This window comes from Streptomyces sp. NPDC057137 (assembly GCF_042670825.1).
GTDB lineage: Bacteria > Actinomycetota > Actinomycetes > Streptomycetales > Streptomycetaceae > Streptomyces.
The window spans coordinates 311,158-337,357 of sequence record NZ_JBHUUW010000001.1 but is presented as its reverse complement, the minus strand read 5'-3'; the positions used below and the strand labels follow the sequence as shown (position 1 = coordinate 337,357).

The 26,200-nt window shown below is 67.5% G+C and carries 22 protein-coding genes and 1 pseudogene; 19 read left to right on the top strand and 4 right to left on the bottom strand.

Annotation, left to right across the window (positions count from 1 at the left end; genetic code table 11):
• Positions 1-3 precede the first annotated feature (3 nt).
• The 15 genes from ACFT9I_RS01370 to ACFT9I_RS01300 all read left to right on the top strand — a co-directional run bounded on the left by ACFT9I_RS01370 (position 4) and on the right by ACFT9I_RS01300 (position 17,297).
• Positions 4-660, top strand: a complete 657-nt coding sequence (locus tag ACFT9I_RS01370) for a TetR/AcrR family transcriptional regulator (protein ID WP_382559175.1) — start codon at positions 4-6, stop codon at positions 658-660.
• 490 nt (positions 661-1,150) lie between these two features.
• Positions 1,151-2,419 carry a cytochrome P450 gene (locus ACFT9I_RS01365; protein WP_382559173.1) on the top strand — a complete coding sequence of 423 codons (1,269 nt, stop codon included), beginning with the start codon at positions 1,151-1,153 and terminating at the stop codon, positions 2,417-2,419.
• Positions 2,420-2,438: 19 nt separating this feature from the next.
• The gene (locus ACFT9I_RS01360) at positions 2,439-2,642 is read left to right on the top strand and encodes a ferredoxin (RefSeq protein ID WP_382559171.1); all 204 of its coding nucleotides are present in this window, start codon (positions 2,439-2,441) and stop codon (positions 2,640-2,642) included.
• Positions 2,643-3,908, top strand: coding sequence for an NAD(P)/FAD-dependent oxidoreductase (locus ACFT9I_RS01355; protein ID WP_382559169.1), 1,266 nt, complete (start codon positions 2,643-2,645; stop codon positions 3,906-3,908).
• Positions 3,899-4,999, top strand: coding sequence for an NAD(P)-dependent alcohol dehydrogenase (locus ACFT9I_RS01350; protein ID WP_382559167.1), 1,101 nt, complete (start codon positions 3,899-3,901; stop codon positions 4,997-4,999). Before ACFT9I_RS01355 ends, ACFT9I_RS01350 begins: the two co-directional genes overlap by 10 nt.
• Positions 5,000-5,031: 32 nt before the next feature.
• The gene (locus ACFT9I_RS01345) at positions 5,032-6,465 is read left to right on the top strand and encodes an aldehyde dehydrogenase family protein (RefSeq protein WP_382559165.1); all 1,434 of its coding nucleotides are present in this window, start codon (positions 5,032-5,034) and stop codon (positions 6,463-6,465) included.
• Positions 6,466-6,520: 55 nt separating this feature from the next.
• Positions 6,521-8,686 carry a glycoside hydrolase family 3 C-terminal domain-containing protein gene (locus ACFT9I_RS01340; RefSeq protein ID WP_382559163.1) on the top strand — a complete coding sequence of 722 codons (2,166 nt, stop codon included), beginning with the start codon at positions 6,521-6,523 and terminating at the stop codon, positions 8,684-8,686.
• 958 nt (positions 8,687-9,644) lie between these two features.
• The gene (locus ACFT9I_RS01335; protein ID WP_382559161.1) at positions 9,645-10,838 is read left to right on the top strand and encodes an amidohydrolase family protein; all 1,194 of its coding nucleotides are present in this window, start codon (positions 9,645-9,647) and stop codon (positions 10,836-10,838) included.
• Between the two features lie 32 nt (positions 10,839-10,870).
• Complete coding sequence (locus ACFT9I_RS01330) at positions 10,871-11,692, top strand: amidohydrolase family protein (RefSeq protein ID WP_364536339.1); 822 nt, start codon at positions 10,871-10,873, stop codon at positions 11,690-11,692.
• Positions 11,693-11,793: 101 nt separating this feature from the next.
• Entirely contained in the window at positions 11,794-13,986 is a 2,193-nt protein-coding gene (locus ACFT9I_RS01325) for an acyl-CoA dehydrogenase family protein (protein WP_382559158.1), read from the top strand.
• 52 nt (positions 13,987-14,038) lie between these two features.
• Positions 14,039-14,782 carry an SDR family NAD(P)-dependent oxidoreductase gene (locus ACFT9I_RS01320; RefSeq protein WP_382559156.1) on the top strand — a complete coding sequence of 248 codons (744 nt, stop codon included), beginning with the start codon at positions 14,039-14,041 and terminating at the stop codon, positions 14,780-14,782.
• Positions 14,783-14,833: 51 nt separating this feature from the next.
• Positions 14,834-15,607: an SDR family NAD(P)-dependent oxidoreductase gene (locus ACFT9I_RS01315; RefSeq protein ID WP_382559154.1), complete on the top strand. Its 774-nt coding sequence runs from the start codon at positions 14,834-14,836 to the stop codon at positions 15,605-15,607.
• Positions 15,608-15,647: 40 nt separating this feature from the next.
• The gene (locus tag ACFT9I_RS01310; RefSeq protein ID WP_382559152.1) at positions 15,648-16,442 is read left to right on the top strand and encodes a crotonase/enoyl-CoA hydratase family protein; all 795 of its coding nucleotides are present in this window, start codon (positions 15,648-15,650) and stop codon (positions 16,440-16,442) included.
• 430 nt (positions 16,443-16,872) lie between these two features.
• Positions 16,873-17,148 (top strand): CocE/NonD family hydrolase, encoded by a 276-nt coding sequence (locus ACFT9I_RS01305; RefSeq protein WP_382559602.1) that lies wholly within the window; start codon positions 16,873-16,875, stop codon positions 17,146-17,148.
• Positions 17,148-17,297, top strand: a complete 150-nt coding sequence (locus tag ACFT9I_RS01300; protein WP_382559150.1) for a hypothetical protein — start codon at positions 17,148-17,150, stop codon at positions 17,295-17,297. Before ACFT9I_RS01305 ends, ACFT9I_RS01300 begins: the two co-directional genes overlap by 1 nt.
• Here ACFT9I_RS01300 and ACFT9I_RS01295 read toward each other — a convergent pair.
• A pseudogene (locus ACFT9I_RS01295) lies at positions 17,257-17,620 on the bottom strand (DNA polymerase); the annotation flags it as partial. The gene ACFT9I_RS01300 and the pseudogene ACFT9I_RS01295 overlap by 41 nt on opposite strands.
• 108 nt (positions 17,621-17,728) lie before the next feature.
• Here ACFT9I_RS01295 and ACFT9I_RS01290 point away from each other — a divergent pair.
• Positions 17,729-18,643 carry an NADP-dependent oxidoreductase gene (locus ACFT9I_RS01290; protein ID WP_382559148.1) on the top strand — a complete coding sequence of 305 codons (915 nt, stop codon included), beginning with the start codon at positions 17,729-17,731 and terminating at the stop codon, positions 18,641-18,643.
• 185 nt (positions 18,644-18,828) lie between these two features.
• Here ACFT9I_RS01290 and ACFT9I_RS01285 read toward each other — a convergent pair whose 3' ends face one another.
• Genes ACFT9I_RS01285 through ACFT9I_RS01275 form a run of 3 tightly spaced genes read right to left on the bottom strand, consistent with a single transcriptional unit; the run spans position 18,829 to position 22,428 of the window.
• The gene (locus ACFT9I_RS01285; protein WP_382559146.1) at positions 18,829-19,608 is read right to left on the bottom strand and encodes an SDR family oxidoreductase; all 780 of its coding nucleotides are present in this window, start codon (positions 19,606-19,608) and stop codon (positions 18,829-18,831) included.
• A complete protein-coding gene (locus ACFT9I_RS01280; protein ID WP_382559144.1) occupies positions 19,587-19,952 on the bottom strand; it encodes a hypothetical protein in 366 nt (121 codons plus the stop codon). The genes ACFT9I_RS01285 and ACFT9I_RS01280 overlap by 22 nt, the downstream gene beginning before the upstream one ends.
• Before the next feature lie 43 nt (positions 19,953-19,995).
• A complete protein-coding gene (locus ACFT9I_RS01275; RefSeq protein ID WP_382559142.1) occupies positions 19,996-22,428 on the bottom strand; it encodes a glycoside hydrolase family 2 TIM barrel-domain containing protein in 2,433 nt (810 codons plus the stop codon).
• Between the two features lie 235 nt (positions 22,429-22,663).
• Here ACFT9I_RS01275 and ACFT9I_RS01270 point away from each other — a divergent pair, with 235 nt between their 5' ends.
• From ACFT9I_RS01270 to ACFT9I_RS01260, 3 genes are all read left to right on the top strand, one after another.
• The gene (locus ACFT9I_RS01270; protein WP_382559140.1) at positions 22,664-23,629 is read left to right on the top strand and encodes a LacI family DNA-binding transcriptional regulator; all 966 of its coding nucleotides are present in this window, start codon (positions 22,664-22,666) and stop codon (positions 23,627-23,629) included.
• Between the two features lie 101 nt (positions 23,630-23,730).
• Entirely contained in the window at positions 23,731-24,738 is a 1,008-nt protein-coding gene (locus ACFT9I_RS01265) for a Gfo/Idh/MocA family protein (RefSeq protein ID WP_382559138.1), read from the top strand.
• 68 nt (positions 24,739-24,806) lie between these two features.
• Entirely contained in the window at positions 24,807-26,177 is a 1,371-nt protein-coding gene (locus ACFT9I_RS01260) for a Gfo/Idh/MocA family oxidoreductase (RefSeq protein ID WP_382559136.1), read from the top strand.
• The last annotated feature ends 23 nt before the right edge of the window (positions 26,178-26,200 follow it).

The following is a 26,200-nucleotide window of genomic DNA, read 5'->3' as shown; positions in this document are numbered from 1 at the left end:
TACGTGGCCGCAGGGGCACCCAAGGACGTCGTCGCTGCGGGCTCCGACGTCGAGAATCTCGAGGCCTTCCGCGAGCGGCAGCGCGTGGCCGTCGCCGACGCTCTCATCGAGCTGGTCTGCACCAGCGGGTTCGCCGCGGTGAACGTGAGCGACCTGGTGCGCGTCGCCGGCATGAGCCGGAAGACGTTCTACAAGTACTTCCCGTCGATCGAGGCCGCGCTCGTCCACACGCAGAAGATGATCCTGGCTGGAGTGCGAACCGAACCGGCGTTACGACACGAGTCGGGCTTGAGTCGCTTCCTTGGCCAGCTTCGCGGAATCGCGGATCTCGCGCTGGACCATCCCGAGCGGATGATCTTCCTCGGCTTCTTCGACTTCGCAGTCAAGGGAAACATCCAGGCGGCGGATCGCGAGGCCTACGAGGCGTTCACGGTGCATCTGGCCGAGGAGTCCGTGTCGGCTTTCACGCAAGGGCAGCAAGACGGCTCCATCGACCCCGGACTGCCCGCACTCGAGACCACGCTCGCGTCCACGAACGCGGTCTTCGGGCTCGCGCAGAGATGCTTGAACAGCCTCGTGACCAGGGACGACGTAGCTCTGACCGCGCGACTCATCGCCGCAGAGCTCGACGCCTGGGAAGCCGTGCTGACCGCCAGGTAGCGCGACCTCGACCGCGGCCGTCCGGGAAGACGTGCGACGAGTGGAACGCGGTTTCATTGGACGCCCATCAGTGGGCGGGCGGTTGTAGTGCGAAACACCGTTCTAGCACTGGACGGGAGCGCGGTCGGGGTGAGTCGATCTTCGTCCGCCGGCGCAGGCGGCGGACGCGCGGCCATGGCCGGCCGCCCACCCGAGGTCCGGATGGGTTTTTGGGGAGGCGGCCTGCCTGCGCCGCAGTGCGAGATCCCGTAGAGGCGAGTTCTCTTGGGATCGATGCATCCCATCGTGTTTCCCGTGTGGGTGACAGTTGGGTTGCCAAAGCTGAAATCGTGTTCTAGCTTCCCACTGTCAGGTCAACTCCGGCGCGTGTGATCCGGCTGGCGCTCGCGAAGAGCCTTCCAAGGTGAGCCGCGTGATCCGGACGAGCGCCTAAGCGGTCATGCCCGATCCGGGATCGAGCGGCTGATCCGCTGTAGCCGAAAGAGCAAGTATGAAACTGCATCGCACACCGCATGCGTCCACTTGCGACAGGGACATCTCCAGCAGAGAGTTCTGGGCCAAGCCGTTCGACGAACGTGACGAGACGTTCCGGTGGCTCCGCGAGAACGCGCCGGTGAGCTGGCACCCGCCGCTCGAGCATCCGGCAGTCCACGGCGAGGCGGGCTTCTGGGCGCTGACGCTGGCCGAGGACATCACCTTCGCCAGCCGTAACCACGAGTTGTTCAGTTCCGAACTCGGTCTGCCGTATCTGCCGCCTCGCGCCGCAGGGGCACCGTTGATGGCGCCGACGATTCTGGAGCTGGACCCGCCGCGGCACACCGAGTACCGGAAGGTGCTCAGCTCGGCGTTCACGCCCAAGGCGGTGGCGCTGCTCACGGAGAAGATCGAGCAGCGCGCCGAGCAGATCGTCGACCGTGTTGTGGGAGGGGGCACGTTCGACTTCGTCGCCGAAGTCTCGTCGAAACTCCCGATGCTGACCGTCGCGGACCTCGTCGGCGTTCCGGAGGACAAAGTCACGTCGTTCGCGGAGGCAGGCAACAATCTTGCCGCGCTCGAGGATCCCGAAACCCTGAGCAGACTGCCCGCCGGCGTGACGCCGCAGGAGTGGGCGAGCCAGCAGGTCGCGTACCTGATGGAGACGGGGATCGAGCTTGCCGAGGCCCGGCGGGCGCACCCCGAGGACGACATCGTCACGAGGCTGGTCACGGCGGACATCGGCGGGCGTCAGCTCAGCAACGAGGACATCGGCACCATGATGATCCTGTTGAGCGTCGCCGGAAACGATACGACCAAGCAGACGACCAGCCATACCGTCCTCAACCTGGCTCGGCATCCTCAGCAGCGGGACTGGCTGCTCGATGACTTCGACGGCCGGATCATGGGATCGATCGAGGAGTTCGTGCGGCACACGACGCCGGTCATGATGTTCGCGCGTACCGCGACCCGGGACACCACGATCCAGGGCACCGAGATCACCGCAGGGGACAAGGTCGGGCTGTTCTACTGCTCGGGCAATCGGGACTCGACGGTGTTCTCCAAGCCGGAGGCCTTCGACCTCACCCGCCCGGTGTCCGGACACGTCGGGTTCGGCGGCGGTGGCGTGCACTTCTGCCTGGGCAACGGCGTGGCGAAGGCACAGCTACGCGCGCTGTTCCGGCAGATCCTCACCAAGCTTCCCCACATCGATGTCGGCGAGCCGGAGGCGCTGAGCGGCGGGGGCATGAACGGCATCAAGCGCCTGCCGGTAACGGTCAGCTGAACCACGGACGGGACAGATCATGGAGATTCACGTCGACCGTGCCCGGTGCACAGGCATCGGGATGTGCGAATCGGTCACTGCCGACTACTTCGAAGTGCTTGACGACGGGTCCCTTGTCCTGCATCGCGTTGACGTGCCAGAGAACGACGTCGCGCTGATCGAGGACGCTGTGCGCGCGTGTCCGGCGGGGGCGCTGTCACTGAAGAGCGGACACGAGGTCTAAGTGGACGGATCAAGTGCGGGACTGGTCGTCGTCGGGGCGTCACTCGCGGGCCTGCGAGCAGTGGAGTCGGCGCGACGCGCGGGCTACATCGGTCCGATCACCCTGATCGGAGAAGAGGTTCACGCCCCGTACGACCGCCCGCCGTTGTCCAAACAGTTCCTTCTGGACAATCGGAACCCGGCGCCGCTGTGCACCGAGGATGACCTCCGCGAACGACTTGGAGTGCGACTCCTGCTGGGCCGTGCGGCGGTCGGACTCGATCCGGGCTCACACGTCGTGCGGCTCGATCAAGGACACCTGGTTCCTTACCGCCATGCGGTCATCGCGACCGGCGCGAAGCCACGAGGGCTGAACGAGGCGGGTGGATTGGCCGGCGTGCACACCCTGCGCACGGTGGAGGACGCTTCGACCATCCGCGACGCGCTGACTCCTGGAGTGCGGGTCGTTGTCGTCGGTGCGGGATTCATCGGCGCGGAAATCGCGTCGTCGGCGGTGTCCGCCGGAGCGGCGGTGACCATCGTCGAAGCCGCGCCGGCACCACTGCTGCGGGCCGTGGGTGAACTCGTGGGGACCGAACTGGTCAAGTTGCACGACTTGGCCGGCGTTCGGGTGGTACTCGGAGCGCGAATCACCGAGCTGCTGGGGACCACACGCGTCACCGGGATCCGCCTCTCCGACGGGCAAGTCGTCCGGGCCGACATGGTGGTCGTCGGCATCGGCGCGGCTCCGGCCACCGACTGGCTGAGCGGATCAGGAGTCGTGCTCGACCCCGCCGACGGCGGGATCGTCTGCGACGAATTCCTGCGCACGTCGGTCGCGGACGTCTACGCCGCAGGTGACGTGGCGTGCTGGCCGAACGCGATCATGGACCGGCGGATGCGGATGGAGAACTGGACCGGCGCCGCCGAACAGGGGGCACGAGCGGCGATCAACGCGCTGTTCCCCGACCGAGCCACGGCTTACGAGACGGTTCCGTACTTCTGGAGCGACTGGTACGGCAGCCGCATCCAGTTCGCAGGCACCGCACTCGCCGAGCGGGCCGAGATCGTGACCGGTGACGTCGAGCAGGGCCAGTTCGTCGCCCTCTACAGAACCGGTGGCCGCCTGGTCGGTGCGGCAACACTCAACCAGCCGGCAAAGATCATGAAGTTGCGTCGGCTGATCCAGAGACGATCAAGCCTCGACGATGCCGTCCAGCTGCTCCAGCGGTCGTACACCGTCCCTGTACCGGAACCTGCAGCAGAAAGAGCCCAACCATGCCCCTGACGACCCAAGCCCCCATCCTGCGTACCGCCGACGGCCCGTTCGTCATCGAGGACATAACCCTCGACCCGTTGGGACCTCAGGATCTGCTCGTGCGCGTTGCGGGGACGGGCATGTGCCACACCGACCTGATGGCCCGCGACCCTGGATTCGCGTCCGTTCTGCTGCCCGCCGTACTCGGCCACGAAGGCTCCGGCGTAGTGACGGCGGTCGGAAGCGAGGTCACGGACTTCGCCGTCGGCGATCACGTCGTGATGTCGTTCGACTCGTGCGGTGGCTGCGCGTCATGCCGAGTCGGTGACCCCGCCTATTGCGAGAACTTCCTGGAAAGCAATCTCTCCGGCCGGTGCCGGGACGGCCGCGCCGGCGCGACGGGCAGTGACGGTGAGGCCGTCAACACCCGGTGGTTCGCCCAGTCCTCGTACGCGGGGTTCGCCGTCGCGACCCGACGCAACGCCGTCAAGGTCGACCCGGACCTGCCGTTGGAGCTGTTGGGGCCGCTCGGGTGCGGCTTGCAGACCGGTGCGGGTGTCGTGTTCAACGAGATGGACCTGCAGCCTGGCCAGAGCATCGCCGTGTTCGGTGCCGGCACCGTGGGGCTCGCGGCCGTGATGGCCGCGAAGATCGCGGGCGCGACGGAGATCGTCGTGGTCGACACGCACCCGGGCCGCCTGGACATGGCGGTGGAACTCGGTGCGACCCGCGTCCATTCGGACAGCCTGGAGCTCGTCAACAGGATCGTGGATGGTGAATCCGGAGTGGACCACTCCCTGGACACCACCTCCGTGCCCGCGGTCATGGCGGCGGCGGTCCAGGTCCTCGCCCCTCGAGGCGGCGCGGTCCTGGTGGGCGGGGGAGCGGGAGCGCTGACGATCCAGCCGTCCCAGCTCGCCGGGCGGCGCCTCACCTACGTCCTCGAAGGAAGCGCGGTCCCGCAGGAGTTCATCCCGACCCTGCTCCGGTATTGGCGCGAAGGAAGATTCCCGTTCGACAGACTCATCCGCATCTACCCGCTCGCCGACATCAACCAGGCCGAAGCCGACTCGCTGTCGGGAGCGACGATCAAACCTGTCCTGATCCCGGAAAGCGTCTGACTATCACGCCGCGACGATTGGAAGGCAGCGTTATGACCTGGCAGACCACTGAGCCGATACTCGCGACGGCCGACGGCGTTGACCTGTCCACATCGGACACATTCGGGATCGTGAATCCTGCCACCGGCAAGGTGTTCGCACATGCCCCGGCAGTCGGGATCGACCAGCTCGATCACGTGTTCAGCACCGCTCATCGCGCGTACGACAGTTGGAAGAACGACGAGTCGGCACGGCGCACCGCGCTACACGCCGCCGCGGACCGTCTCGACTCGGCTGCCGACGAACTCGCGCCCCTGCTCACTGCCGAACAGGGTAAACCGCTCGCCCACGCGCGAGACGAAATCACGAGATCCGCGTTGTGGCTACGGTACTTCGCCGACCTCGAGGTCCCCCGGGAAATCGTTCGCGACGACGCCGAGGCGTACCAGGAGGTCGTCCGCAGGCCGCTCGGTGTGGTCGTCGCGATCACCCCGTGGAACTTCCCGATCATGCTCGCCTTCTGGAAGATCGCCCCGGCACTGCGCGCGGGCAACACCGTGGTGGTCAAGCCTTCGCCCTATACGCCGCTCACCATGCTCGCCGTGGGCAGGCTGCTGCGCGATGTGCTACCCGCTGGGGTCCTGAGCGTGATCAGCGGCCCGGAGCCCCTCGGCGCGGCGGCGGTGGCGCACCGCGTCCCCCGCAAGGTGAGTTTCACCGGCTCCACCCGTGTCGGCCGCCAGGTCGGAATCGCCGCGGCCGCCGACTTCAAGCGCGTCACGCTGGAGCTCGGCGGCAATGACCCGGCGATCCTCCTCGACGACGTCGACGTCGACCGAATCGCACCATCCCTGTTCTGGGGCGCGTTCGTGAACAGCGGCCAAGTATGCCTCGGCGCCAAGCGCATCTACGTCCACCACTCGATCCATGCCAGGGTGGTCGAGGCGATGGCGGCACTCGCCGGCACGGTTGTGGTGGACGACGGTGCGACGCCCGGCGCCCAGTTCGGCCCCCTGAACAACCTTCCCCAGTTCGAGCGGGTCAAGGAGTTGGTCGACGACGCGGTCCACCACGGGGCGGCAGTCGCGTTCGGAGGCGCACCGCTCGACCGCGACGGGTACTTCTACCCACCCACCGTGCTGTCTGCCGTGACCGACGGCATTCGCGTCGTGGACGAGGAACAGTTCGGTCCGGTCATGCCCATCGTCGCCTTCGATGACGAGGCCGACGTGGTGCGGCGCGCCAATTCCAGCGCGTACGGCCTTACTGCGTCAGTATGGTCGGCAGAACCCGAACGCGCCTACGCCCTCGCGGCCGAAGTCGACAGCGGCCAGGTCAGCGTCAACGTCCACGGTGGAGGGATCGCGCCCACCTTGCCTTTCGGCGGCCACAAGGACAGCGGCATCGGCGTCGAGAACGGCCCATGGGGCCTCGCGTCGTACAGCGATATCCAAGTCATCGCCGGCCCCCCACGCAGTTCGTCCTGAGCCCTGGAGCACGCCCGCCAGGTATGTGCGCCGTTCGATGACCACTGGAGCCACCATGACCGATCCTGTCCACCCGCCCGGCACCGCCTTCGCCGACGCCGTCGACGCTGTTCGTGCCGGCAAAGACGTCGAGACCGCCATCGCAGGACTCCTCGGCCGGATGACCGACGACGAGCTGCTGTGGCTGCTCGACGGGGATCTCAACCTGCGGACCGGATTCCGCCAGATGAGCTCGGAGTACAACACCCTGCCCATCGAGGCCGGCCGGGTCGACCGTCTGGGGATCCCCGGGATCCGCTTCACCGACGGACCACGGGGCGTGGTCATGGGCAACGCGACCGCGTTCCCTGCCTCGATCGCCCGCGCCGCCACGTGGGACACCGACCTCGAACACCGCATCGGCGACGCCATCGGCGCGGAGGCCCGCGCCCTGGGCGCGAACCTGTTCGCCGGCATCTGCATCAACCTCGCCTACGCCCCTGGCTGGGGGCGCAGCCAGGAGTCCTACGGGGAGGAACCGGTCCTGCTCGGCGCCATGGGCGCCGCCCTGACCGACGGAGTCAACCCCTGGGTGATGTCGTGCGTGAAGCACTTCGCGCTGAACTCGATGGAGGAAGCCCGTTTCACCGTCGACGTCCAGGTCGCCGACGACGTGCTGCACGAGGTCTACCTGCCTCACTTCCGCACGGTCGTGGCGGCCGGTGCGGACTGCGTCATGAGTTCCTACAATTCCGTCAACGGAATCTGGGCAGGGGAGAACCACTACCTGCTCACCGAGGTGCTGCGCGACACCTGGGGCTTCACCGGGTTCGTGATGAGCGACTTCCTCTTCGGCCTGCGCCGACCGATCGAATCCGTCGCCGCGGGCCAGGAACTGGAGATGCCGCTGCGCCAGCAGCGCGCCCGCGAGCTGCCTGCCGCACTGGCCGACGGCCGCCTCGCCCGCGCTGATCTGCGGGTGGCGGCCACCCGGATCCTCACCGCCCAGGTTCACCTCGCCCTGCGCGCCCGACCCACCCCCGCCCGTGATGTCGTGGCTTCCGCCGCACACCGTGAGTTGGCCCGCGACGCCGCCCGCGACGGGTCGGTGCTGCTGCGCAACGAGCTGACGGACGGCGCCGCGGTCCTGCCGTTCTCTGCCGACGCCTTGCGCCGCCTGGCTGTCGTCGGGCGGCTGGCCGACCAGCCCAATCTGGGGGACGCGGGGTCTTCGAAGGTTCGCCCGCCATCCACCAGCAGTGTCCTGGCCGGCCTCCGCGAACGTCTTGGGAACCGTGTCGTGCACGGCCGGGACCTCGCTGCGGCCACCGCCGCCGCCCGCACCGCCGACGCCGCGGTGGTCGTCGTCGGCCTTTCGTCGCTCGATGAGGGCGAGGCCATGGCCAAGGTCGATCCCCAGGTGATCCGGACGCTGGGCGGGATCACCAGGCTCCCCGGCGTCGCCCGGCTCCTGAGCAAAGTCGTGGCTGCCGGTGACCGGAGTAAGAAGATGGGCGGGGACCGGCGCGATCTGCGCCTGCACGCCGATGATGTCGCACTGATCCAAGCCGTGGCCACGGTCAACCGGCGAACGGTCGTCGTAGTTGTCGCCGGGGGAGCCGTCGTGCTGGACCCGTGGGAGGACGAGGTCGCCGGGATCCTGCTGGCCTGGTATCCCGGCATGGAAGGGGGGCGGGCGATCGCTGACCTGCTGTGCGGTGATGCCGAACCCGGTGGACGACTGCCGGTGGCCATTCCCCGTCGCCGCGAAGATCTGCCCGTCGTGGAGTGGGAGGCGCGCACCGTGGCCTACGGGCGCTGGTGGGGGCAGCGCAAACTCGACCGGGAGGGCATCACCGCGGCGCACCCATTCGGCTTCGGTCTGGGATACACCACCTTCTCGCTCGCCGACCTTCAGGTCGGGCCGGTCGAGAACGAGCGGTTCACCGTGACCGTGTCGGTGACCAACACCGGTCGGCGCACCGGTCGCCACGTTGTCCAGATCTATGCTCACCTTCCTGAGCAGGAGCGGACCGTGCGGGCGCTGATCGGTTTCCAGGCAGTACGGGACGTGGCGCCCGACGAGACCCGAACCGTGACCGTTGACTGCAGCACCCGGCCACTACAGCGCTGGACGCGCGACGGCTTCACGATCGACCATCTCGCCACCGTGCAGATCGAAGCAGCGTCCTGGTCCGGCGACCCGTCAGCGGTTACCGGTGTGCTCACGACGCGACCGTGAGGTTCGTACCTTGAACTGACGCTGGCTGTTCACCAAGTCTGTCGAGGAGGCCCAGGCGTTTACGCCGTGGAGGAATCGGCCGTGCGGGCTGACCGTGGCGCCGGCGAAGGTGCTGTGGGCCGACAGGCGGGCCGGGCCGGCGGGACCCGGCCGCGCTGGACGACCGTTGCCGCTGCGGCCGGGCCACGCAGACGAGGACCACCTGCGCGGCCGGAGGATGACCGATGTGAATGACATGCGAACGAGACGGTGATCGCGAAGCTGCCGGAAGGGGCCGAGTCGGCCCCTCGGGCCGGCAGATCGCGAAGCTCACCTCGTTCGAGAAGAAGACCGGCCGGCGCCAGAGCATCACCGCGGCCAACATCAGGCACATCGCCGGCTCCCACCGGCCGGGTGCGCACGGGCAAGGCCCGCGGCCCGCACAGTCTTCTCCCGAAGTCCTGGGAGATCAATCGCCGGTGGATGCCGGCCTGCAACTTCGCCGCCGACCTGGACGCCAGGTTTGCCTGCTGGCCCTGCACGGCGTCGAGGATCTCGCCGACGCGGAACCCGGCAAGACACGGCCTGGCACCTGCCGGCCGCCTCGCCGTATACGCCCGCAGCCGCCTGCCTCGGATCGACGCGAACTGGCCATGGGCGCAGGCGTTCACCACCGCATGGCAGCGGCTCACTGTCCGCAGCGCCACGCGACGGCCGCACCTCGACCGACCGGGGCGGGGGACCTTATGGGCACGCAGCCGATCAGGGCGTCCTCACTCGTGAAGAAACAAGGCTGATAGAACGGCGATCCCGTCTCCGAGGCGGAAATCCCCCATGCCGGCCAGCAGGGAATCGCCATCTGGCCAGTCTCTTGATGTGGCAACTCCGTGCACCCTTGACGCGGGCGAAACAGCGTTCTACCTTCAGAGGTGAAATCAGATTCTATTTTTGGCTTGGCGGTCCACTGAAGGGACGCGACGTGACCAACGACGGCATCCGGGGATTTGACGCGGACAACCACTACTACGAAGCGATGGATGCGTTCACCAGGCACATCGAGCCGCAGTACGCGAAGCGGTGCATGCAGTGGGCGACCCTCGGTGGCAAGACGCGGCTCCTGGTGGGCGGCAAGATCAATCGGTTCCTTGCCAACCCGACGTTCGACCGGCTCGCTGAACCGGGTTGTCTGGAGGACCTCTTCCGCGGGAAGAACGACGCCGGCAAGTCGACCGTGGAGCTGTTCGGTGAGCTGACGCCGCCGCGTCCGGCCTACCTGGACCGGGATGCCCGGTTGGCGACCATGGACGAGCAGCGCCTCGACGGCGTCCTGCTCTTCCCGACCCTCGGGGTGGGGATGGAGCAGGCGCTGCGCGCCGACCTTCCGGCGCTGACCGCGGCGTTCCGCGCGTTCAACCAGTGGCTGCGCGACGACTGGGGGCACACCTACCGCGACCGCATCTTCGCCGCCCCCTACATCACGCTCGCCGACCCGGACAACGCAGTCGCCGAGTTGCGGCTGGCGCTGGAGAACGGCGCACGCGTCATCGACATGCAGGCCGGTCCGATCCTCACCGAGCGCGGCTGGAAAGCGCCGGGCGACCCGATGTTCGCCCCGTTCTGGTCGCTGCTCAACGAATCGCAGATCACCCTGGCCTACCACGCCGCAGACAGCGCGTATGCCGACCTGCTTCCCCTGTGGGGTGAGAGCGCCGAGCTGGAGGCGCACCGGAGTCCGCTGCTGCGAGGTCTGCTCTCGGCCAATGCGGTGCCGGACATGATGGCCGCGCTGCTCAGCGGGGGCATCTTCGACCGCTACCCGAACGTGCGCGTCGCGGTCATCGAGACCGGCGCGGACTGGGTCGGTCCATTGTTCAAAAGCCTCAAGCATTCCTATGGGCAGCAGCCGAAGGCATGGACATCCGATCCGATCGAGACCTTCCGTCGGCACATCTGGGTAGCGCCCTTCTACGAGAACGACCTCAATGAGGTCAAGGACCTCATCGGCGTCGACCGCATCCTGTTCGGCTCCGACTGGCCGCACACCGAAGGACTTTCCGAACCGCTCGCCTATGTGAAGGACATCGAGCGAGCCGGTCTGTCCGAGGTGGAGCGGGACAAGATCATCCGGCTGAACGGAGCCAGCCTCGTCCGGCCCGCCTCCGAGGTCCTGTGAGCGCCTCTTTGGGGTACCCGATCATCGACACCATGATCGGGTTCCCCACCGAGGGGTCCGACCAGTACGACTTCATCAGGAACCAGGCCAAGGACGAGCAGACCAAGGCGGAGTACGAGTTCCCGGTCGAGTACATGTTCAAGAACGTCCCCGGAGAACTGTCCGCCGAGGACCCGGTCGCCGTGACGCTATCCGAAATGGACCGTTTCGGAGTGTCGCGGGGGCTCATCGGGGTGGGCCCGACCGGAGTGGAGGCCCTGCGCCGGTACCCGGACCGGTTCGTGGCGCAGGTGGACGTCGACGCGAACCGCGGCATGGCGGGGATCAAGGACCTGGTGCGGTGCTATGAGGAGTACGACGTCCGGGCGGTGAGCGCGTTCCCGTGCGGCATGGCGCCCCAGGTTCCCATCAACGACAAGAAGATGTACCCCATCTACGCCAAATGCGTTGAACTGGACCTCCCGATCTTCGTGAACGCGGGTGTACCTGGTCCGCGACTGCCCTTCGCACCCCAGCATGTTGGCCTGATCGACGAGGTCATGTACGACTTTCCTGAACTCGTCTTCGTCGCCCGCCACGGTTGTGAACCGTGGGAGGAGCTGGCCGTCAAGCTCATGCTGAAATGGCCCGGCCTGCACTACTGCACGTCGGCCTTCTCGCCGAAGTACTACCCGAAGGCCATCGTCGACTACGCCAACACTCGCGGCGCAGACAAGATCATCTACGGCGGATATTTTCCGATGGGGCTCAGCCTCGAGCGAATCATGGGCGAACTGCCGAAGGTTGCATTCCGGGACCACGTATGGCCCAAGTTCCTCCATGAAAATGCCAGCCGGATCCTCAAACTCGGCTGACCGCCACCAATTCACCCACCGAGAACGTTCCGCGGCGAGGACAGCCGCGCGGGGCCGATCCCGTGCTGCCCTTCTCGCCGTTGGCGACCGGGAGAGCCAAGATGTCCATCGGTTTCACCGTCGAACATGACGAGCTCACCGCATCGGTGTCCGGTCTCGTCGCGCGTCATGCAGCCCATTCCGACACCCGCGATCGGTTCGACGCCCTCGCTGCCGGCGTACGTCAGCCGTACTGGGAAGTGTTCCACCAGCAGGGCCTGCTCTCCATCCACCTTCCCGAGGTCCACGGCGGCGGCGGGTTCGGCGTGCGCGAGCTCGGTGTGGTCCTGGAGGCCACCGGACACGGCCTGTTGCCGGGGCCGTACTTGCCGACGGTCCTGACCGGCGCCGTCCTCGCGGACAGTGGCGGCGGCCCCGCGTGTTCCGCAGTGCTGTCCGCGCTGGTGGCCGGTGCCACGGCGGCGGTCGCGATCGGTACTGGCGAGCTGATCGCCCGGCGTACTCAGAACGGCTACGAGGTCACCGGTTCGGTGTCGCCCGTGCTCGGTGCGGTGGCGGCCGAGCACCTGGTACTTGGGGCGCGGTTGGAGGGCGACGTCGAGTTGGAGGGTGAAGAGGTCTGGTTCACCGTCCCGGCCAGTGCCGTCACCGTGAGCGCCGAACGGGCTGTCGACCTGACCCGCGACGTCGGCACCGTCTCCGTGGCCAGGCTCATGGTGGCGACCGATCAGTTGCTGTCCCGGATCGATTCGGCGTGTATCGGTACCACTGCGGCCGCCCTCGCCGCGGCCGAAGCGGTGGGAACTGCCAGGTGGTGCCTGGAGTCGGTGCTCGACTACGTCAAGGTGCGTGAGCAGTTCGGGAAGCCGATCGGCTCGTTCCAAGCGGTCAAGCATCGCTGCGCCCGGCTGTTCGTCAGTGCGGAGACCGCGGCGGCCGCGGCGTGGGACGCCCTGCGTGCCGCAGGCGAGGACGAGTACCAACGCCGCATGGCGGCCACCGCGGCGGCCGCCGTCTGCCTGCCCGCAGCGGTCAACGCGGGGCTGGACGCGATCACCTTGTTCGGCGGTATCGGATTCACCTGGGAACACGATGTGCATCTGTACTGGCGGCGTGCGCAGAGCCTGCGTGCGCTGTTGGGCCCGACCGATCGGTGGGCACGTTCCCTCGGGAGACTCGCGGTCGAAAGGGACCGGGACTTCGAGATACGCGACGTCGAAGTCGAGGATGCCGTCCGGGTCGAGATCGCTTCCGATCTTGCACGAGTGGCTGAGCTCCCGGCGGCGCGACGCCGCGGTGTGCTAGCCGACCTCGGCTATGCCGCGCCGCACTACCCTCGCCCTCACGGACGCGCCGCGACCCCCGCCGAGCAGCTCACGATCACCCAGGAGCTCACCCGACTGGGGATCGAACAGCCGTCCATGGCCATCGGCGAATGGGTGGTTCCGACCCTCATCGCGCACGGCGACGACGGTCAGCGTGAACGTTTCGTGGCTCCGTCGCTGCGGGGAGAAATCGCCTGGTGCCAGCTGTTCAGCGAGCCAGGAGCTGGCTCGGACCTCGCGTCGCTCGCAACCAAGGCGACCCGGGTAGACGGTGGTTGGCGGCTGAGTGGCCAGAAGGTCTGGACCTCTCTGGCTCTCGAAGCGGACTGGGGTGCTTGCCTGGCCCGCACCGACAACACCGTCGCCAAGCACAAGGGCTTGTCGTATTTCCTCGTCGACATGCACGCCGAGGGCGTGGAAGTCCGGCCACTGAGGCAGTCCACCGGGGCCGCGGAATTCAACGAGGTTTTCCTCGACGACGTGTTCGTGCCGGACGACTGTGTGGTCGGGGAACCCGGCCAGGGCTGGGCTCTCGCTCGCACCACGCTGTCCAACGAACGGATCGCCATCGGCGGCGGTATGTCGGGCTCCGGGCTCGGTGTGCTGCGTCGGCTCGTTCGCGACGGCACAGTCCCGCTCAACGGACCGGACACGGCACGAGTGCTCGGCGGGCTGACCGCACAGGAGAACGCGTTGTCCGCACTCAACCTACGGGCGGTGCTGGCCCGGCTGTCGGGCCTTGAACCGGGCGCTGCGGGCAGCGTGTCCAAGGTGGCCAGGGCACTGCACTGCCGGGCGACCGCCGACGCGGTAGCAGACATCCTCGGTCCGCTGGCCGTCCACGTCGATCCACGCAGTTCCGAAGCCACCTGGAACTACCTGAACGTGCCTACTTTCCTGATTGGCGGTGGAACCGTCGAAATCCAGTACAACGTCATCGCCGAGCGCATCCTCGGCCTACCCCGGTGACCATGTGCGAACCATGGCATCGAAGTCCTCTGGAACCAACAGGAGCACAGTAATGACCAGTCGAGTCGCTCTCGTGACAGGCGCGGGCCGAAACGTCGGACAAGGTATCGCTGTCGCGCTCGCCGAAGCCGGCTATCGGGTCGCCGTGAACGACCTTGATGACCAGCGCGCCAAACAGACCGTGGAGCTGATCAGCGGCAGCGGCGGTACTGCCGTGTCGGCGCCGTTCGATGTGACTGATCCCGAGGCGGTGGCGTCGGCTGTCGCCAAGGTCCACCAGGAGCTTGGCCCGATCGACGTCGTGGTGAACAACGCGGGCATCGCGGAGGGCGGCATGGCGGGCCCGTTCCTCGACAGCACTCCGTCCGACTGGCACACCCACATCGGCATCAACATGATCGGAGCGGCGAACGTCTTGCACGCCGCCCTGCCGGGAATGGTCGAACGGGGATGGGGACGCATCATTCAGATCTCCTCCGGCGCCAGTTCGGTGGGGCTGAACATCGGCGTCTCGTTCTACGGCGGCAGCAAGGCGGGGATCGAAGGCTTCCTGCGGCACCTCTCGAGGGAGGTGGGGCCGTCGGGGGTGACGGTGAACTCGCTGGCCCTCGGCTTGATGGACAACGTCGGAACCGACATCCCGACGATGAAGGAACTCCTCGCCGGCATTCCGGTCGGCCGCCTCGGTAAACCGTCGGATGTCGGCGGCGCGGTTCTCTGGCTGTGCTCTGAACCGGGTGCCTGGGTGACCGGGCAGACCATCCACATCAACGGAGGCTCGGTCAACGGCCGCTGAGCGTCCGAGTACCAAGCAACTCCACCGAATCAACAGGGGACGAGAATTCTGATGGACCTTCATGGAGTTTCGGCGATCGTGACGGGCGGTGCCTCCGGTCTCGGGGCCGCTACCGCCCGGCGGCTCGCCGACCGGGGAGCAACCGTGGTCATCGCCGACATCTCGGAGGACAAAGGAAAGGAGACGGCGGCGAGTATCGATGGCGTCTATGCGCGAGTCGATGTCACCTCGACCGAGGACATCATCGCCGCCACCGAACTCGCCACGACACTCGGCCCCCTCCGGGTGTTGGTGAACTGCGCCGGCCTGGGATTCGCCGGCCGGACAGTCGGGCGTGGTGGTTACGAGTCGGCTCACGACCTCGACACGTTCCGCCGCATCATCGAGATCAACACCATCGGCACCTTCAACTGCATTCGTATCGCGGCCACCGCGATGGCCAAGACCGAACCTCTGGCCGATGGCGAGCGCGGGGCCATCGTCAACACGGCTTCGCTCGCCGCGTTCGACGGCCAGATCGGCCAGGCCGCCTACGCCGCGTCCAAGGGCGGCATCGTCGGCATGACACTGCCGATCGCTCGCGACCTCGCAGCGATCGGTGTCCGCGTCTGCACCATCGCTCCGGGCCTGATCGACACACCGATCTACGGCAAAGGTCCGGGCGCCGAGCAGCGGAAGGACAACCTCAAGCGCGATGTGCTCTTTCCTAAACGCCTCGGCACCGCCGACGAGTTCGCCACTCTGGCCGTCGAAATGCTCAGCAACAGCTACCTCAACGGCGAGGTCATTCGCATCGACGGCGGCGCCCGGCTGCAACCGAAGTAGCAGCTGCCGAAAAGCCGGCCTGACAACGGGAGACCCACTGATGCCACAGGTACTGACCGAACAGGACGGACACGTGCTGACCGTCACCCTCAACCGCCCTGCCAGACGCAACGCGCTGACGATGTCCGGCCTGTCCCGGCTGGCGGACATCTGGAGCGAGGCCGCCACCGACACCAGCATCCGGGTTGTCGTCCTCACCGGAGCAGAGGGTTCGTTCTGCGCCGGAATGGATCTGCGCGGCATGGCGGGAGAGGCAGGCGACGAGGAGGCCGCCGCAGCCGAACGGGCCAAGGCCGACCCGGGGTTCGCCTACCGCGGTCTCCTCAAGACCGACCGACCGAACAAGCCGGTCATCGCAGCCGTCGAGGGAAACACGATCGCGGGAGGCATGGAACTGCTCCTCGGCACAGACATCCGAATTGCCGGCGAAAGCGCACGGTTCGGGCTGTCGGAGGTCCGTTGGGCGCTCTATCCGGCGGGTGGCGGCGTTGTCCGGCTCTCCCGTCAAATCCCCTACCCTGTTGCGGCCGACATGCTGCTGACCGGTCGGCACATCGACACGACGGAAGCCGGCCAGCTGGGCCTCATCGGCCACATCGTCCCCGACGGGAAGGCGCTGGAGACCGCGCGACAGATCGCCGCCACGATCGCGGCCAACGGCCCACTGGCGGTCGAGGCAGTCGTGCGCACCCTCCGCCACACCGCGGCGATGTCCGAGGAAGAGGCTTTCGCCTTCGAACAGTCACACATCGCCACGATCTTCGGCTCGGACGACGCGAAGGAAGGCCCGAGGGCCTTTGCCGAAAAGCGAGCTCCGGTGTTCCACGGCCGCTGAACTCCGTGTCCCGAACTCGTCTCGGCCGCCTGACCTGCGGCCGCTTGACCGGAGAGCCGATGGAACAACCGATGACCCGGCCGAGCTGATGGAGCGATTGAGGGGGCGGACGGTTCCATGTCGTTGGAGTCGGCGGAGCAACTCGGCTTCGTTTCGCCTGGGCCCTCCACCTCTGCCACCGTTCCCTTCTTCTCCTACGACCGCCCGGAAACCCATGGGGTGCACGTCGAGCAGGTCCTCGTTCCCCTGCGGGACGGGAATCAGCTCACCGGTGCGCTGCACCGGTCGGCCAACGCCGATGGCACGCCCGCTGTCGGCCGTTTTCCGGGGATCGTCTACGAGTTCAACGGGTACAACGCGGTGCTGCTCTTGGCCGCCGGGGCGAAGTGCTTCGTGACTCGGGGATGCGTCGCGCTGACGGCGGCCGCACCTGACCGCGGCGATCGCCGTTCAGGCGATCAGCGACTGGTACGAAAACACCATCGAGAGCGGCGGGAACGCGAAGATCCACGAATGGCAGCGGTCGACCGCGCCCGAGACGCTCGCGACCTATCCTCGGCATCCGTTCTACGACTATTGGCGCGAGCGCAGCGTCAAGGCCCGCTGGGACCAGCTTCAGATCCCTGTCCTCGACGTCGGCGGCTGGCTCGATCCCTACCGCGCGGCCATGGTCGAGAACTTCCGCGCACACCCGGACACTGTCTGATGGTCGCCGGACCGTGGGCGCACGGCACGCTGCCCGGCCAGTTCGAGGACATAGGCTCGGCCCCCTACCTCGCCTGGTGGGACCACTGGCTGTCGGACCTGCCCGGCGCGCTGCCCGAAGATCGTCGTCGTGCCCGGCGACCTCCATGAGCCCCCGGTCGCGGGAGATCGCCGCCAGGACGCGCGGCTCCATCTGGTCGGCGTCCGCCCATCACCAGCCGCCAGCCTTCGTCGGCGACGACCGCTCCCCGTATGACACGTGGGATCTGCAACGCGCCGCCGCCGTTGGTCGTCCAGCGGCCGGAGACCGTACCGCCCGGCAGATACTCCGGCCGGAAGCGGCCGTCCCGCACCCAGTCCTGGAGCCAGCTCCAGCCGTGCGCCGTCCAGATGCGGTACAGCTTCTCGTACTCGATCAGCGGAGCCACGGCCAGATGGTCGATCTCCTCCAGTGACATGAATCGACATGACTTACGCGGAAGACGACGTACAAAACACGAAACACGTCCCTATCGCACCGGCTCAAGAGGAATTGACGAGCGCCCCGCGACGTCGGTGGGCTCGCATCTACGGAGGCTGACATGCAGGCGATCGTTTTCGAGGAGTTCGGCGGTCCTGAGGTGCTTCAGCTCAAGGACGTCGAGCAGCCGCAACCGGGGCCGGGCCAGATCCGCGCGTCGGTGCGGGCGGCGGGGGTCAACCCGGTCGATGTGAAGATCCGTAAGGGCTGGATGGCGGAGGTCATGCCGACGGAGTTCCCCGCCGTCCCCGGCAGCGAGTTCTCCGGAGTCGTGGACGCCGTCGGCGACGGCGTCATCGGACTCTCCGTAGGAGACGAGGTCCTCGGCTGGTCCATCGACGGCGCCTACGCGCAGTACACGCTGGCCACCAACGTCGTGCCCAAGCCGGCCGGGCTGAGCTGGGACGTGGCGGCGGCGCTGCCGGTGGCCGGCGAGACGGCCCGGCGGGTGCTGGACGACCTGGCCGTCAAGGAGGGCGAGACCATCCTCGTGCACGGCGCGGCCGGATCGGTCGGATCGATGGCCGTCCAGCTCGCCGCGGCCCGCGGCGCGACGGTCATCGGCACCGCCTCCCCGGCCAACCACGACTACGTACGGCTGCTGGGCGCCACCCCGGTGACGTACGGCGACGGCCTGGTCGAGCGCGTCCGCGCCGCCGCGCCCCAGGGCGTGGACGCGGTCTTCGACACCGCGGGCAAGGGCGCGCTGCCGGACTCGATCACCCTGCGCGGCGGCACGACGGACCGTGTCATTACGATCGCCGACCCGACGGCCGCCGAGCACGGGGTGGCGTTCTCCTCGGGCGGCTCGACCCCCGAGGAGAAGCGCGCGGGCCTCACCGAGCAGGCCCGACTCGCGGCGGACGGCACACTGCGCGTCCTGGTGGCGCAGACGTACCCCCTCGCGGAGGGCGCCAAGGCCCAGTCGGCGAGCGAGTCGGGCCACACGCGCGGCAAGCTGATCATCAGGCCATGACCTGACGGGCCGGACCAGGTGAACCTCGGCGCCTTGCAGCCTCGGCGGCGCCGCTCCGCTCACTCCAGCTTGCGGATCACCCGCGCCGGGGTGCCGACCGCCAGGACCCGGCCGGCGTGTCCGGCTGATGGGACCGTCGAGCGGTCGAATCGAGCGCTGGGCCCGATTCGACCGCATGGCCCGGGTCACCAGACGGAGTCGCCCCGAACGAGTGCTTCGCCGCCACCGTCCACAAAGATCACCTGACCGCACAGGTGGCTGTTCTCGTGGCTGACCAGCCAAGCCAGTAGCCGCGCCGGCACCTGCGCGTCGGCGAAGCCGTTGAGCGGCATCGGTACCGAGGCCGCGATCACCTCGCGGCCCGCCGGTGAGGAGAGCGCTTCGCTCATCAGCGGCGTCGAAACCACACCGGGAGCGATCGCGTTCAGCGGGATGCTGGCCCCGGCCCACCGACCGGCGGTCGCGGAACGCCGGATCCACTGGGCGAAGGCGGCTTTGCTGGAAGGGTAGATCAACCCTTCGGTCGCCGGGTCGGCGGCCAGCGCCGTCGCCCGGGCCAGCGCCGAGGGCTCGTCGTCGGCTCGAAAAGCGGCGAGGAGGGCCTTGTCGGTGGGCCCGGTGCCGGCGAAAGAGCCGACCCCGACCGCACGGGGCGAATCGGATCCGGCCAGGAGGGGGCGTAGACCGTCCAAAGTGGCCACCATGCCGAAGTGGTTGACGCCCGCCGTGGCCGGAATCGGTGCGGCCAGCCCCGCGACCGCGATGATGGTGTCGATCGAGCCGCCGGACCGGCTCTTGACCTCGTCGACCATCCGCTCGCGATCTCCGGGCGAGGTCAGGTCGACGAGCACATCGGCATCGCGGATGTCGACACCGATGACCGATTCACCGCGCTGCTCCAGCAGCCGTTTCGTGGCCAGGCCGATACCGGATGCAGCGCCGGTCACCACGTTGATTCGGGGCACGTGATTTCTCCTATCCTCTGGCCGATAGCGCTGCTCAGCGTGACCGGCTCCATTCTTCGATTGTCGGCCGGATGAGCGTCCCCATTCGCGGTATCCCTGCCGTTCAGGTGAACCTGGTCAGGCGTGAGATTGCGACGTAGCGACCCATCGTCCGCCCCGCGCGTCGGCCAGAGGCCGAGATATGTCACCGACTTGCTGGCCTCGGCGACGATCTCCTGGCAGCCGGGGTTGAGTTCGCGCATTTCATGCGCATAAGACCGGTTAAAGGCGGCGTCCAACCGGGAAAGCGCCGTCGTCCCCGCGACTTGGCGGGCCGCTGCGCCGTGCGGTCGAGTGCTGTTCATGGCAAACCTTGGATTCTTGCCGGCGCGACGGTCTTCGGGTGTATCAGTCCACGTTGACCACGACCGAGGTTTCGGGAAAGCCGACGGCCGCGGCCTTGATGACGACGCTGCCGGTGCCGGTGGGGCGGACGACAGCCAGGAGTTCACCGGCATGAGTCGTCCGCGTCGGTCCCGTGATCGCTTCGTGGGGTTTCGGATCACTGGAACCCAGTCCCTGCAGGACAGCCGGACCTTCCACGGTGATCGTGACGGTCTCGGCCTGCGAGGGGTTCACGCGACCGTCTCGGTCGACGAGCGCGAGGCGTACGAACGCCAGCGACTCGTCGGTGAGGTCGAGGTGATCACTTTCGGGGGTAAGGCTCAGCGCTTCGACGGGTCCGGCCGTGCTCAGTTCGCTTCGCCCGGACTCGACGCCGTTGTGGTAGGCGACGGCCGTGACCGTTCCCGGCTCGTAGGTCGTGGCGAAGGCTGCGATGTACCCGGCAGCCGCCCCCGCCGCAGCCTTCCCGACCGAACGGCCGTTGACGAGCAGCTCGACCTCGTCGGCCGATGAGTACACCTCGATGGCGACCGGGTGGCCTTCGTCGCCGGGCCAGGTCCACCTTCCCTCCAGGCCACGCCACCCAAATGAGTTCGCGGCGAGTTCGATGTCGAAGAGCGAAGGCTCCTGTACCGCGATGTACGGCGTGTCGCGGAGGCCGAAGACCGTTTCGCGGAAATACGACGCGGGACGCCGGACTCCGGTGATGTCGAGATCTCCCGCCATCGCCGTGAGGTAGGGGAACGGTGCGAGGAATTCGGCGGCCCCCGCCTGTGAGGCACGACGCGCGCGTCCGACACCGACTTCGCCCAGGTAGTCCCAGCCGGTCCAGCAGAAGTCCCCGATTACTTGGGGGGAGTCGACGATGGTGGCCCAGTTTTCGGCGATCGAGCGCCGGGAGGTTTCGCTGCCGACGCTGATCCGATCGGGAAACTCGTCGGGGTCGAGGGCGTACCGCGCGTCACCGTAGTTGTAGCCGGCGACGTCGACCTGCGCATATGCCTCCTCCATCATCCGTGCGGCGACGGGGGACTGCCAGAACTTCACCAGGACGTCATCCATCGAGGCGAGGACGTCGTTGACCCCGATGTTCTGCTCCGCCATGACTGCGGCGGCGTCGTCACCCGCGGCCACGAGGACCTGCCCGGCGCAGAGGGTGAACCGCGTCGGATCGAGCCGCTTCAGGGTGCCCGCGAGGTCGCGGCCGGTCCCGGCGTCGAGCGGGTTCCCGGTCTCGGCGATCTCGTTGCCGACCGAATAGAGAATCACGCTGGGGCGGTTGAAGTCCTTCCGGACCATCGACTCGATGTCCCGCTCCCACCAGTCCGCGAAATCCTGCGCATAGTCGAAGAGGACCTTGCGTGAGGTCCAGGTGTCGAAGGCCTCGTCCATCACGAGAACTCCGTACTTGTCGCAGGCGCGGAGCAACGCGGTGCTGGCGGGGTTGTGCGCGCTCCGGATCGCGTTGAAGCCCGCCTCCCGCAGGAGCCGCACTCGCCGCTCGTCGGCCGCGCCGATGGTGGCCGCCCCGATCGGGCCGTTGTCATGGTGCACGCACGCGCCCCGCAGCTTGACCGTGGTCCCGTTGATCCGCAGACCGTGCACCGGATCGAGGTCGATCCTCCGGATGCCGAAGGTGTCACTGGCCTGGTCGAGCTCACTGCCCGCACTGCCGTCATCGTTGTTGTCGAAGAGGGTCACATACCCGCGGTACAGCGCCGGCGAGTCCGGGCTCCACAGTTTGGGGTCGCGGACGAACACTCGGCGGGCGACCTCGGCAGGTTCACCGGGAAAGATCGTGACTGGGGCCGTCGCGGTCGCCACCGTCCGCCCGGTGGCCTCCTCGACGATCTCCATCCGCACGCGGACCGTGCGTCTGATGGGAGATTCGTTGTCGATGCGTGCCTCCACCTGCACCACCGCCAGATCGTCGGCGACCTGGGGGGTGGAGAAGCGGGGGCCCTCGGGTGCGAGATGCAGCAAGCCGCTCCGGTGCAGAGTGACGGGCCGGATAAGGCCGGCGCCGGAGTACCACCGCGAATCCTGGCCGGACGTCGCCTCGACGCGGATCGTGTTGACCGCGCCGTAGCGGAGGAAGCGATCAGCGGGCACGAAAAAGCGCGAGTAGCCGTACGGGCGATGCGCCGCGAGGGACCCGTTCAGGTAGACGCGGGCGTCTCGGTACACGCCTTCGAACTCGAGTACATGGCGCTGGTCCACAGCGCTTTCCGCGATCTCGAACGTCTTCTCGTACTCGATGTCGAGGGAGGGGAAGAAGCCGGAGTTCGCGCCGTCGGCCACGTTCGCGTCGCGAGGACTCGAGAGCAGGGCGTCATGCGGCAACGTCACGGCCGTACGGGGGCCGCCTTGCAGCGCGAAGAAGGTCGAGCCAAGGGGGCGCACTGCCCAGCCGTGGTTGAAGGACGAAGTGATCATTGATGCTTCTCCTGACTAACGCGCGTTAGTAACAGTAGCCATTGTGTGGGAGGAAGGGGAGGTCGTCAAAGGTCCCTGCTTGACAGGCAAGAATGCCGGGCGTGAGGTTCGAGAGCGGGTCCCGTGGATACGGACCGGGTACTCCTGTTGACGCGTGTTAGTAGGTGCCGGTAGCGTCGTCGGCAGACTGTACGAGTGGGGGGCGCGTTACATGGGAGAGAGTGCCGAGGGCCGGGTGCCGAAGGCGGCGACCAGTGCCGACGTCGCCAAACTGGCCGGAGTCTCCCGGGCCACGGTCAGCTTCGTCTTGAACAACGCACCGCAGTCGATCGCCCCGAAAACCCGGGAGAACGTCCTGCGGTCGGCCAAGCTGCTGAATTACCGGCCGAACCTCTCGGCCAAGGCTCTCGCGGAAGGGACGAGCCGGGTCGTTCTCTTCGACCTGAGTGCCCCGTCGTGGCACGGGCAGGCGGTGCATGTGCTCGCGGAGCTGACCACAGCCCTGGCCGAGCACGGACTCGTGGCGGCGGTCCATCTCGACGCGCCTGTCCGGGAGTCCCTGGTCGTGACGGCACTGCGCATCCGTCCCCGGCTGGTGCTGCCGAGCCGGGCGCTGAGTCCTCAGGAGCGGGCGGAGCTCGACGATGCGGGCATCGTGGTGGTCGAGGCTCCGGTGACGGAAATCGCCGACGTGGAGGGACTGGCCGCGCAGATCCGCCTGGAGCACCTTCGCCGGCGTGGGCACAGCCGGATCGCGATCGCCGAGCGCGAAGGGGCTGGGCTGGCGTCGGTCGTCGGGACTCGAAGGCACGCGGTATTGGCGGCCGCGGCCGAGCTCGGCATACCGGAACCCATGGTCGTTGCCTTCCACGATGGTGCGAGTGCGGTCAGCCAGGTGCAGCGGATCATGGCAGCCGGATGCAGCGCCGTATGCGCCTTCAACGACGACACCGCCTTGGCCACGATCCGGGCCGCGGCCGACGCCGGCGTGCGATGCCCCCAGGACCTCGCCGTGATCGGTGCTGATGACATCTTCCCGGGCAGCGTGTCCTTCCCACCGCTGACCACGGTCAAGGTCGACTTCGAACGGCTCGGCAAGCTGCTCGCCCCCACCGTGCTCGCGGCGCTGGGAGTTGCCAACGTGACGCCCCCGCCTGAACTGGACGACGTGCTGACGCTCGTCGTCCGCGAATCTACGTGAATTCTCCGATCTGTTCGAGATTGCCTGCCGCGCCCGCCAGGACGATCGATGGAGTGTCCAGTGCATCTCAATCTGTCCGGAACCGTAGAGAGGACCCGATGATGAGCGACCGTAAATTCCGGTGGGGGATCTCCAGCCCCGCCTCCATCGCCGTGGAGTTCACCCGGTCGATTCAGTCTTCCCCCTCTGCGGAGATCGCCGCTGTCGCCTCCCGTGACCTCGGCCGGGCCAAGGCGTTCGCCGAGGAACACGGCATCGGTACGGCTTTCGGCTCGCTGGCGGAATTGGCCGCGTCGCCCGACATCGACGGCGTGTACGTCTGTTCGCCGGTGTATGCGCACGCGGCGGCGGTCGAAGTCATCGCTGCCGCGGGTAAGGCGATTCTCATTGAGAAGCCCTTCGCGATCGACGCGACGGAGGCAGAGGCGATGTTCGCTACCGCGAAGCGGCACGATGTCTTCATCATGGAAGCGATGTGGACCCGGTTCCTCCCGGCCTGGAAACAGATCCGGGCGCTGGTCGACGGAGGGCGGATCGGTGAGATCCGCTCCGCGTCGGCCAGCTTCGGTTTCTCGTTGCTCGGGGGATCGCGGGACGACTTCCTCCTCGACCCGGCGAAGGGCGGCGGAAGTCTTTTGGAGCTCGGCGTCTACCCGGTCCAGTTGATTCAGGACTATCTGGGCGTGCCGACCCGGATCGAAGCCGCGATCCTCGAGTCCGACAAGGGAGTCGACCTCACCGTCGCGGCTGCCTTGACCTTCGGTGACAAAATCGCGTCTCTGCAGTCGTCCATCACGCAGATGCTGCCCGGTTCCGCATCTCTCAGCGGCACTTTCGGAATCATTCACGTCCCGGCGTTCTTCCATGCGGCCCGCCGGTTTGAAATCCACACCCTGGACGGCGACGCCGCCCATCCCTTTTCGGTCGAACTGGTCGATGCCGAACCGGAAATCGGCCCGCTCGCCTATCAAGCCATCCACGTCGCTGAGCGAGTCGCCCAGGGCGAGACCGAAAGCGATGTCATGACCCCGGACGACACCGTCGTGACCCTGCAGATCATCGACGCTATCCGCGTGGCCGGCCGCTCGCGAAGGGCCTCGGGTTCCTGACCTGCTCGACGAAAGTCCGACAGGCGATGGCGTGAACTCCTCGCCCTGATCAGCCGGCACCCTCGTGGTTGCGGCGCACCACCACCCCGCCGTTGCTTGCTGTCAGCAATCGCCTGCTCGTGGCCGGTCAGCAGCATCGGGCGTCCCGGTTCGCCCCGCTAGGGGTCGTCCCCAACCGTCTCATGCCGTGCAGCCTGGCGTACCGGGAGCAGGTGCGCGTGTTCAACCGCCGTTACGCGGAAATCCTCATCGCCCACCGCACCTTGCAAGGGTTCGGCGCCAGTGGCCTGATGGCGACCGCGATCATCGCCGACCTCGTTCCCCTGCGCGAGCGCGGCAAGTTTCAGGGGGCATTGTCGGAGCCCCGCGTCCATGTTGGACACGGGGCTCAGCCAGGGCCCGCCGCAGGGCCGACACCACCTCGGATCTCGTGTCAGGACGGACCCATGAGCGACCAGCTGCTAATCGGGATTCTCGGCGCGGCCCAGATCTCGGCGAAAGCCCTCCTCGTCCCGGCCTCGACCAGCAGCGAGGTCGAGGTCACCACGATCGCCGCGCGTGACCCGCAACGGGCCAGGGAGTACGCGGCCAAGCATGGCATCCCAAGGGTCGCCGCGAGCTACGAGGAACTGCTCGCAGACCCGGATATCGACGCGATCTACAACCCGCTGCCCAACGGGCTGCACGGCCGGTGGACCTTGGCCGCACTCGCGGCGGGCAAGCACGTGCTGTGCGAGAAGCCATTCACCGCGAACGCCGACGAGGCCCGCGTGGTCGCCGATGCCGCCGAGAGGTCCGGACTGGTCGTGATGGAGGCCTTCCACTACCGATATCACCCGCTGGCGCAGCGCATGCAGGAGATCGTCGAGTCCGGAGAACTCGGCAAGCTCCAAGCGGTCGAGGCGAGCTTCTGTTTCCCACTGCCCAAGTTCAGCGACATCCGCTACAACTTCGACCTTGCCGGTGGCGCCCTGATGGACGCGGGCTGCTACGCGGTGCACATGATCCGCCTGCTGGGCGGCGCCGAAGCAGGCGGCGAGCCGGAAGTCGTCCGGGCCGAGGCGAAACTGCGTGGCGCGAACATCGACCGGGCTATGCGCGCGGACTTGCGCTTCCCCGCCGGACACACCGGACGTATTCGCTGCTCGATGTGGTCGTCCGACGTGTTCAAGATCAGTGCGCGCGCTGTCGGCGAGCGCGGTGAGCTGTCGGTCTTCAATCCGCTCACGGGAAACCGGATTTCGATGCGTGGCAAGGAAGGCAAGAGGGTCGAGCGCGTCAGCAAACGGGCCACCTACGCGTATCAACTGGACGCGTTCGCCGCGGCAGTCCTGCGCGGTGAACCCGTCCTCACCCCGCCCGCCGACTCGATCGCCAACATGACGGTCATCGACGCGATCTACACCTCGGCCGGCCTACCGCTCCGGCAACCGGTCTGACTCTCCGTCGCAGTGGCCGCTGG

What these genes read in the sequence shown, in the direction of transcription:
- ACFT9I_RS01365 (WP_382559173.1), top strand. Translation starts at nt 1,151, where the DNA reads ATGAAACTGCATCGCACACCGCATGCGTCCACTTGCGACAGGGACATC.
- ACFT9I_RS01360 (WP_382559171.1), top strand. Translation starts at nt 2,439, where the DNA reads ATGGAGATTCACGTCGACCGTGCCCGGTGCACAGGCATCGGGATGTGC.
- ACFT9I_RS01350 (WP_382559167.1), top strand. Translation starts at nt 3,899, where the DNA reads ATGCCCCTGACGACCCAAGCCCCCATCCTGCGTACCGCCGACGGCCCG.
- ACFT9I_RS01345 (WP_382559165.1), top strand. Translation starts at nt 5,032, where the DNA reads ATGACCTGGCAGACCACTGAGCCGATACTCGCGACGGCCGACGGCGTT.
- ACFT9I_RS01340 (WP_382559163.1), top strand. Translation starts at nt 6,521, where the DNA reads ATGACCGATCCTGTCCACCCGCCCGGCACCGCCTTCGCCGACGCCGTC.
- ACFT9I_RS01330 (WP_364536339.1), top strand. Translation starts at nt 10,871, where the DNA reads ATGATCGGGTTCCCCACCGAGGGGTCCGACCAGTACGACTTCATCAGG.
- ACFT9I_RS01325 (WP_382559158.1), top strand. Translation starts at nt 11,794, where the DNA reads ATGTCCATCGGTTTCACCGTCGAACATGACGAGCTCACCGCATCGGTG.
- ACFT9I_RS01320 (WP_382559156.1), top strand. Translation starts at nt 14,039, where the DNA reads ATGACCAGTCGAGTCGCTCTCGTGACAGGCGCGGGCCGAAACGTCGGA.
- ACFT9I_RS01315 (WP_382559154.1), top strand. Translation starts at nt 14,834, where the DNA reads ATGGACCTTCATGGAGTTTCGGCGATCGTGACGGGCGGTGCCTCCGGT.
- ACFT9I_RS01310 (WP_382559152.1), top strand. Translation starts at nt 15,648, where the DNA reads ATGCCACAGGTACTGACCGAACAGGACGGACACGTGCTGACCGTCACC.
- ACFT9I_RS01300 (WP_382559150.1), top strand. Translation starts at nt 17,148, where the DNA reads ATGGTCGCCGGACCGTGGGCGCACGGCACGCTGCCCGGCCAGTTCGAG.
- ACFT9I_RS01290 (WP_382559148.1), top strand. Translation starts at nt 17,729, where the DNA reads ATGCAGGCGATCGTTTTCGAGGAGTTCGGCGGTCCTGAGGTGCTTCAG.
- ACFT9I_RS01280 (WP_382559144.1), bottom strand. Translation starts at nt 19,952, where the DNA reads ATGAACAGCACTCGACCGCACGGCGCAGCGGCCCGCCAAGTCGCGGGG.
- ACFT9I_RS01275 (WP_382559142.1), bottom strand. Translation starts at nt 22,428, where the DNA reads ATGATCACTTCGTCCTTCAACCACGGCTGGGCAGTGCGCCCCCTTGGC.
- ACFT9I_RS01265 (WP_382559138.1), top strand. Translation starts at nt 23,731, where the DNA reads ATGAGCGACCGTAAATTCCGGTGGGGGATCTCCAGCCCCGCCTCCATC.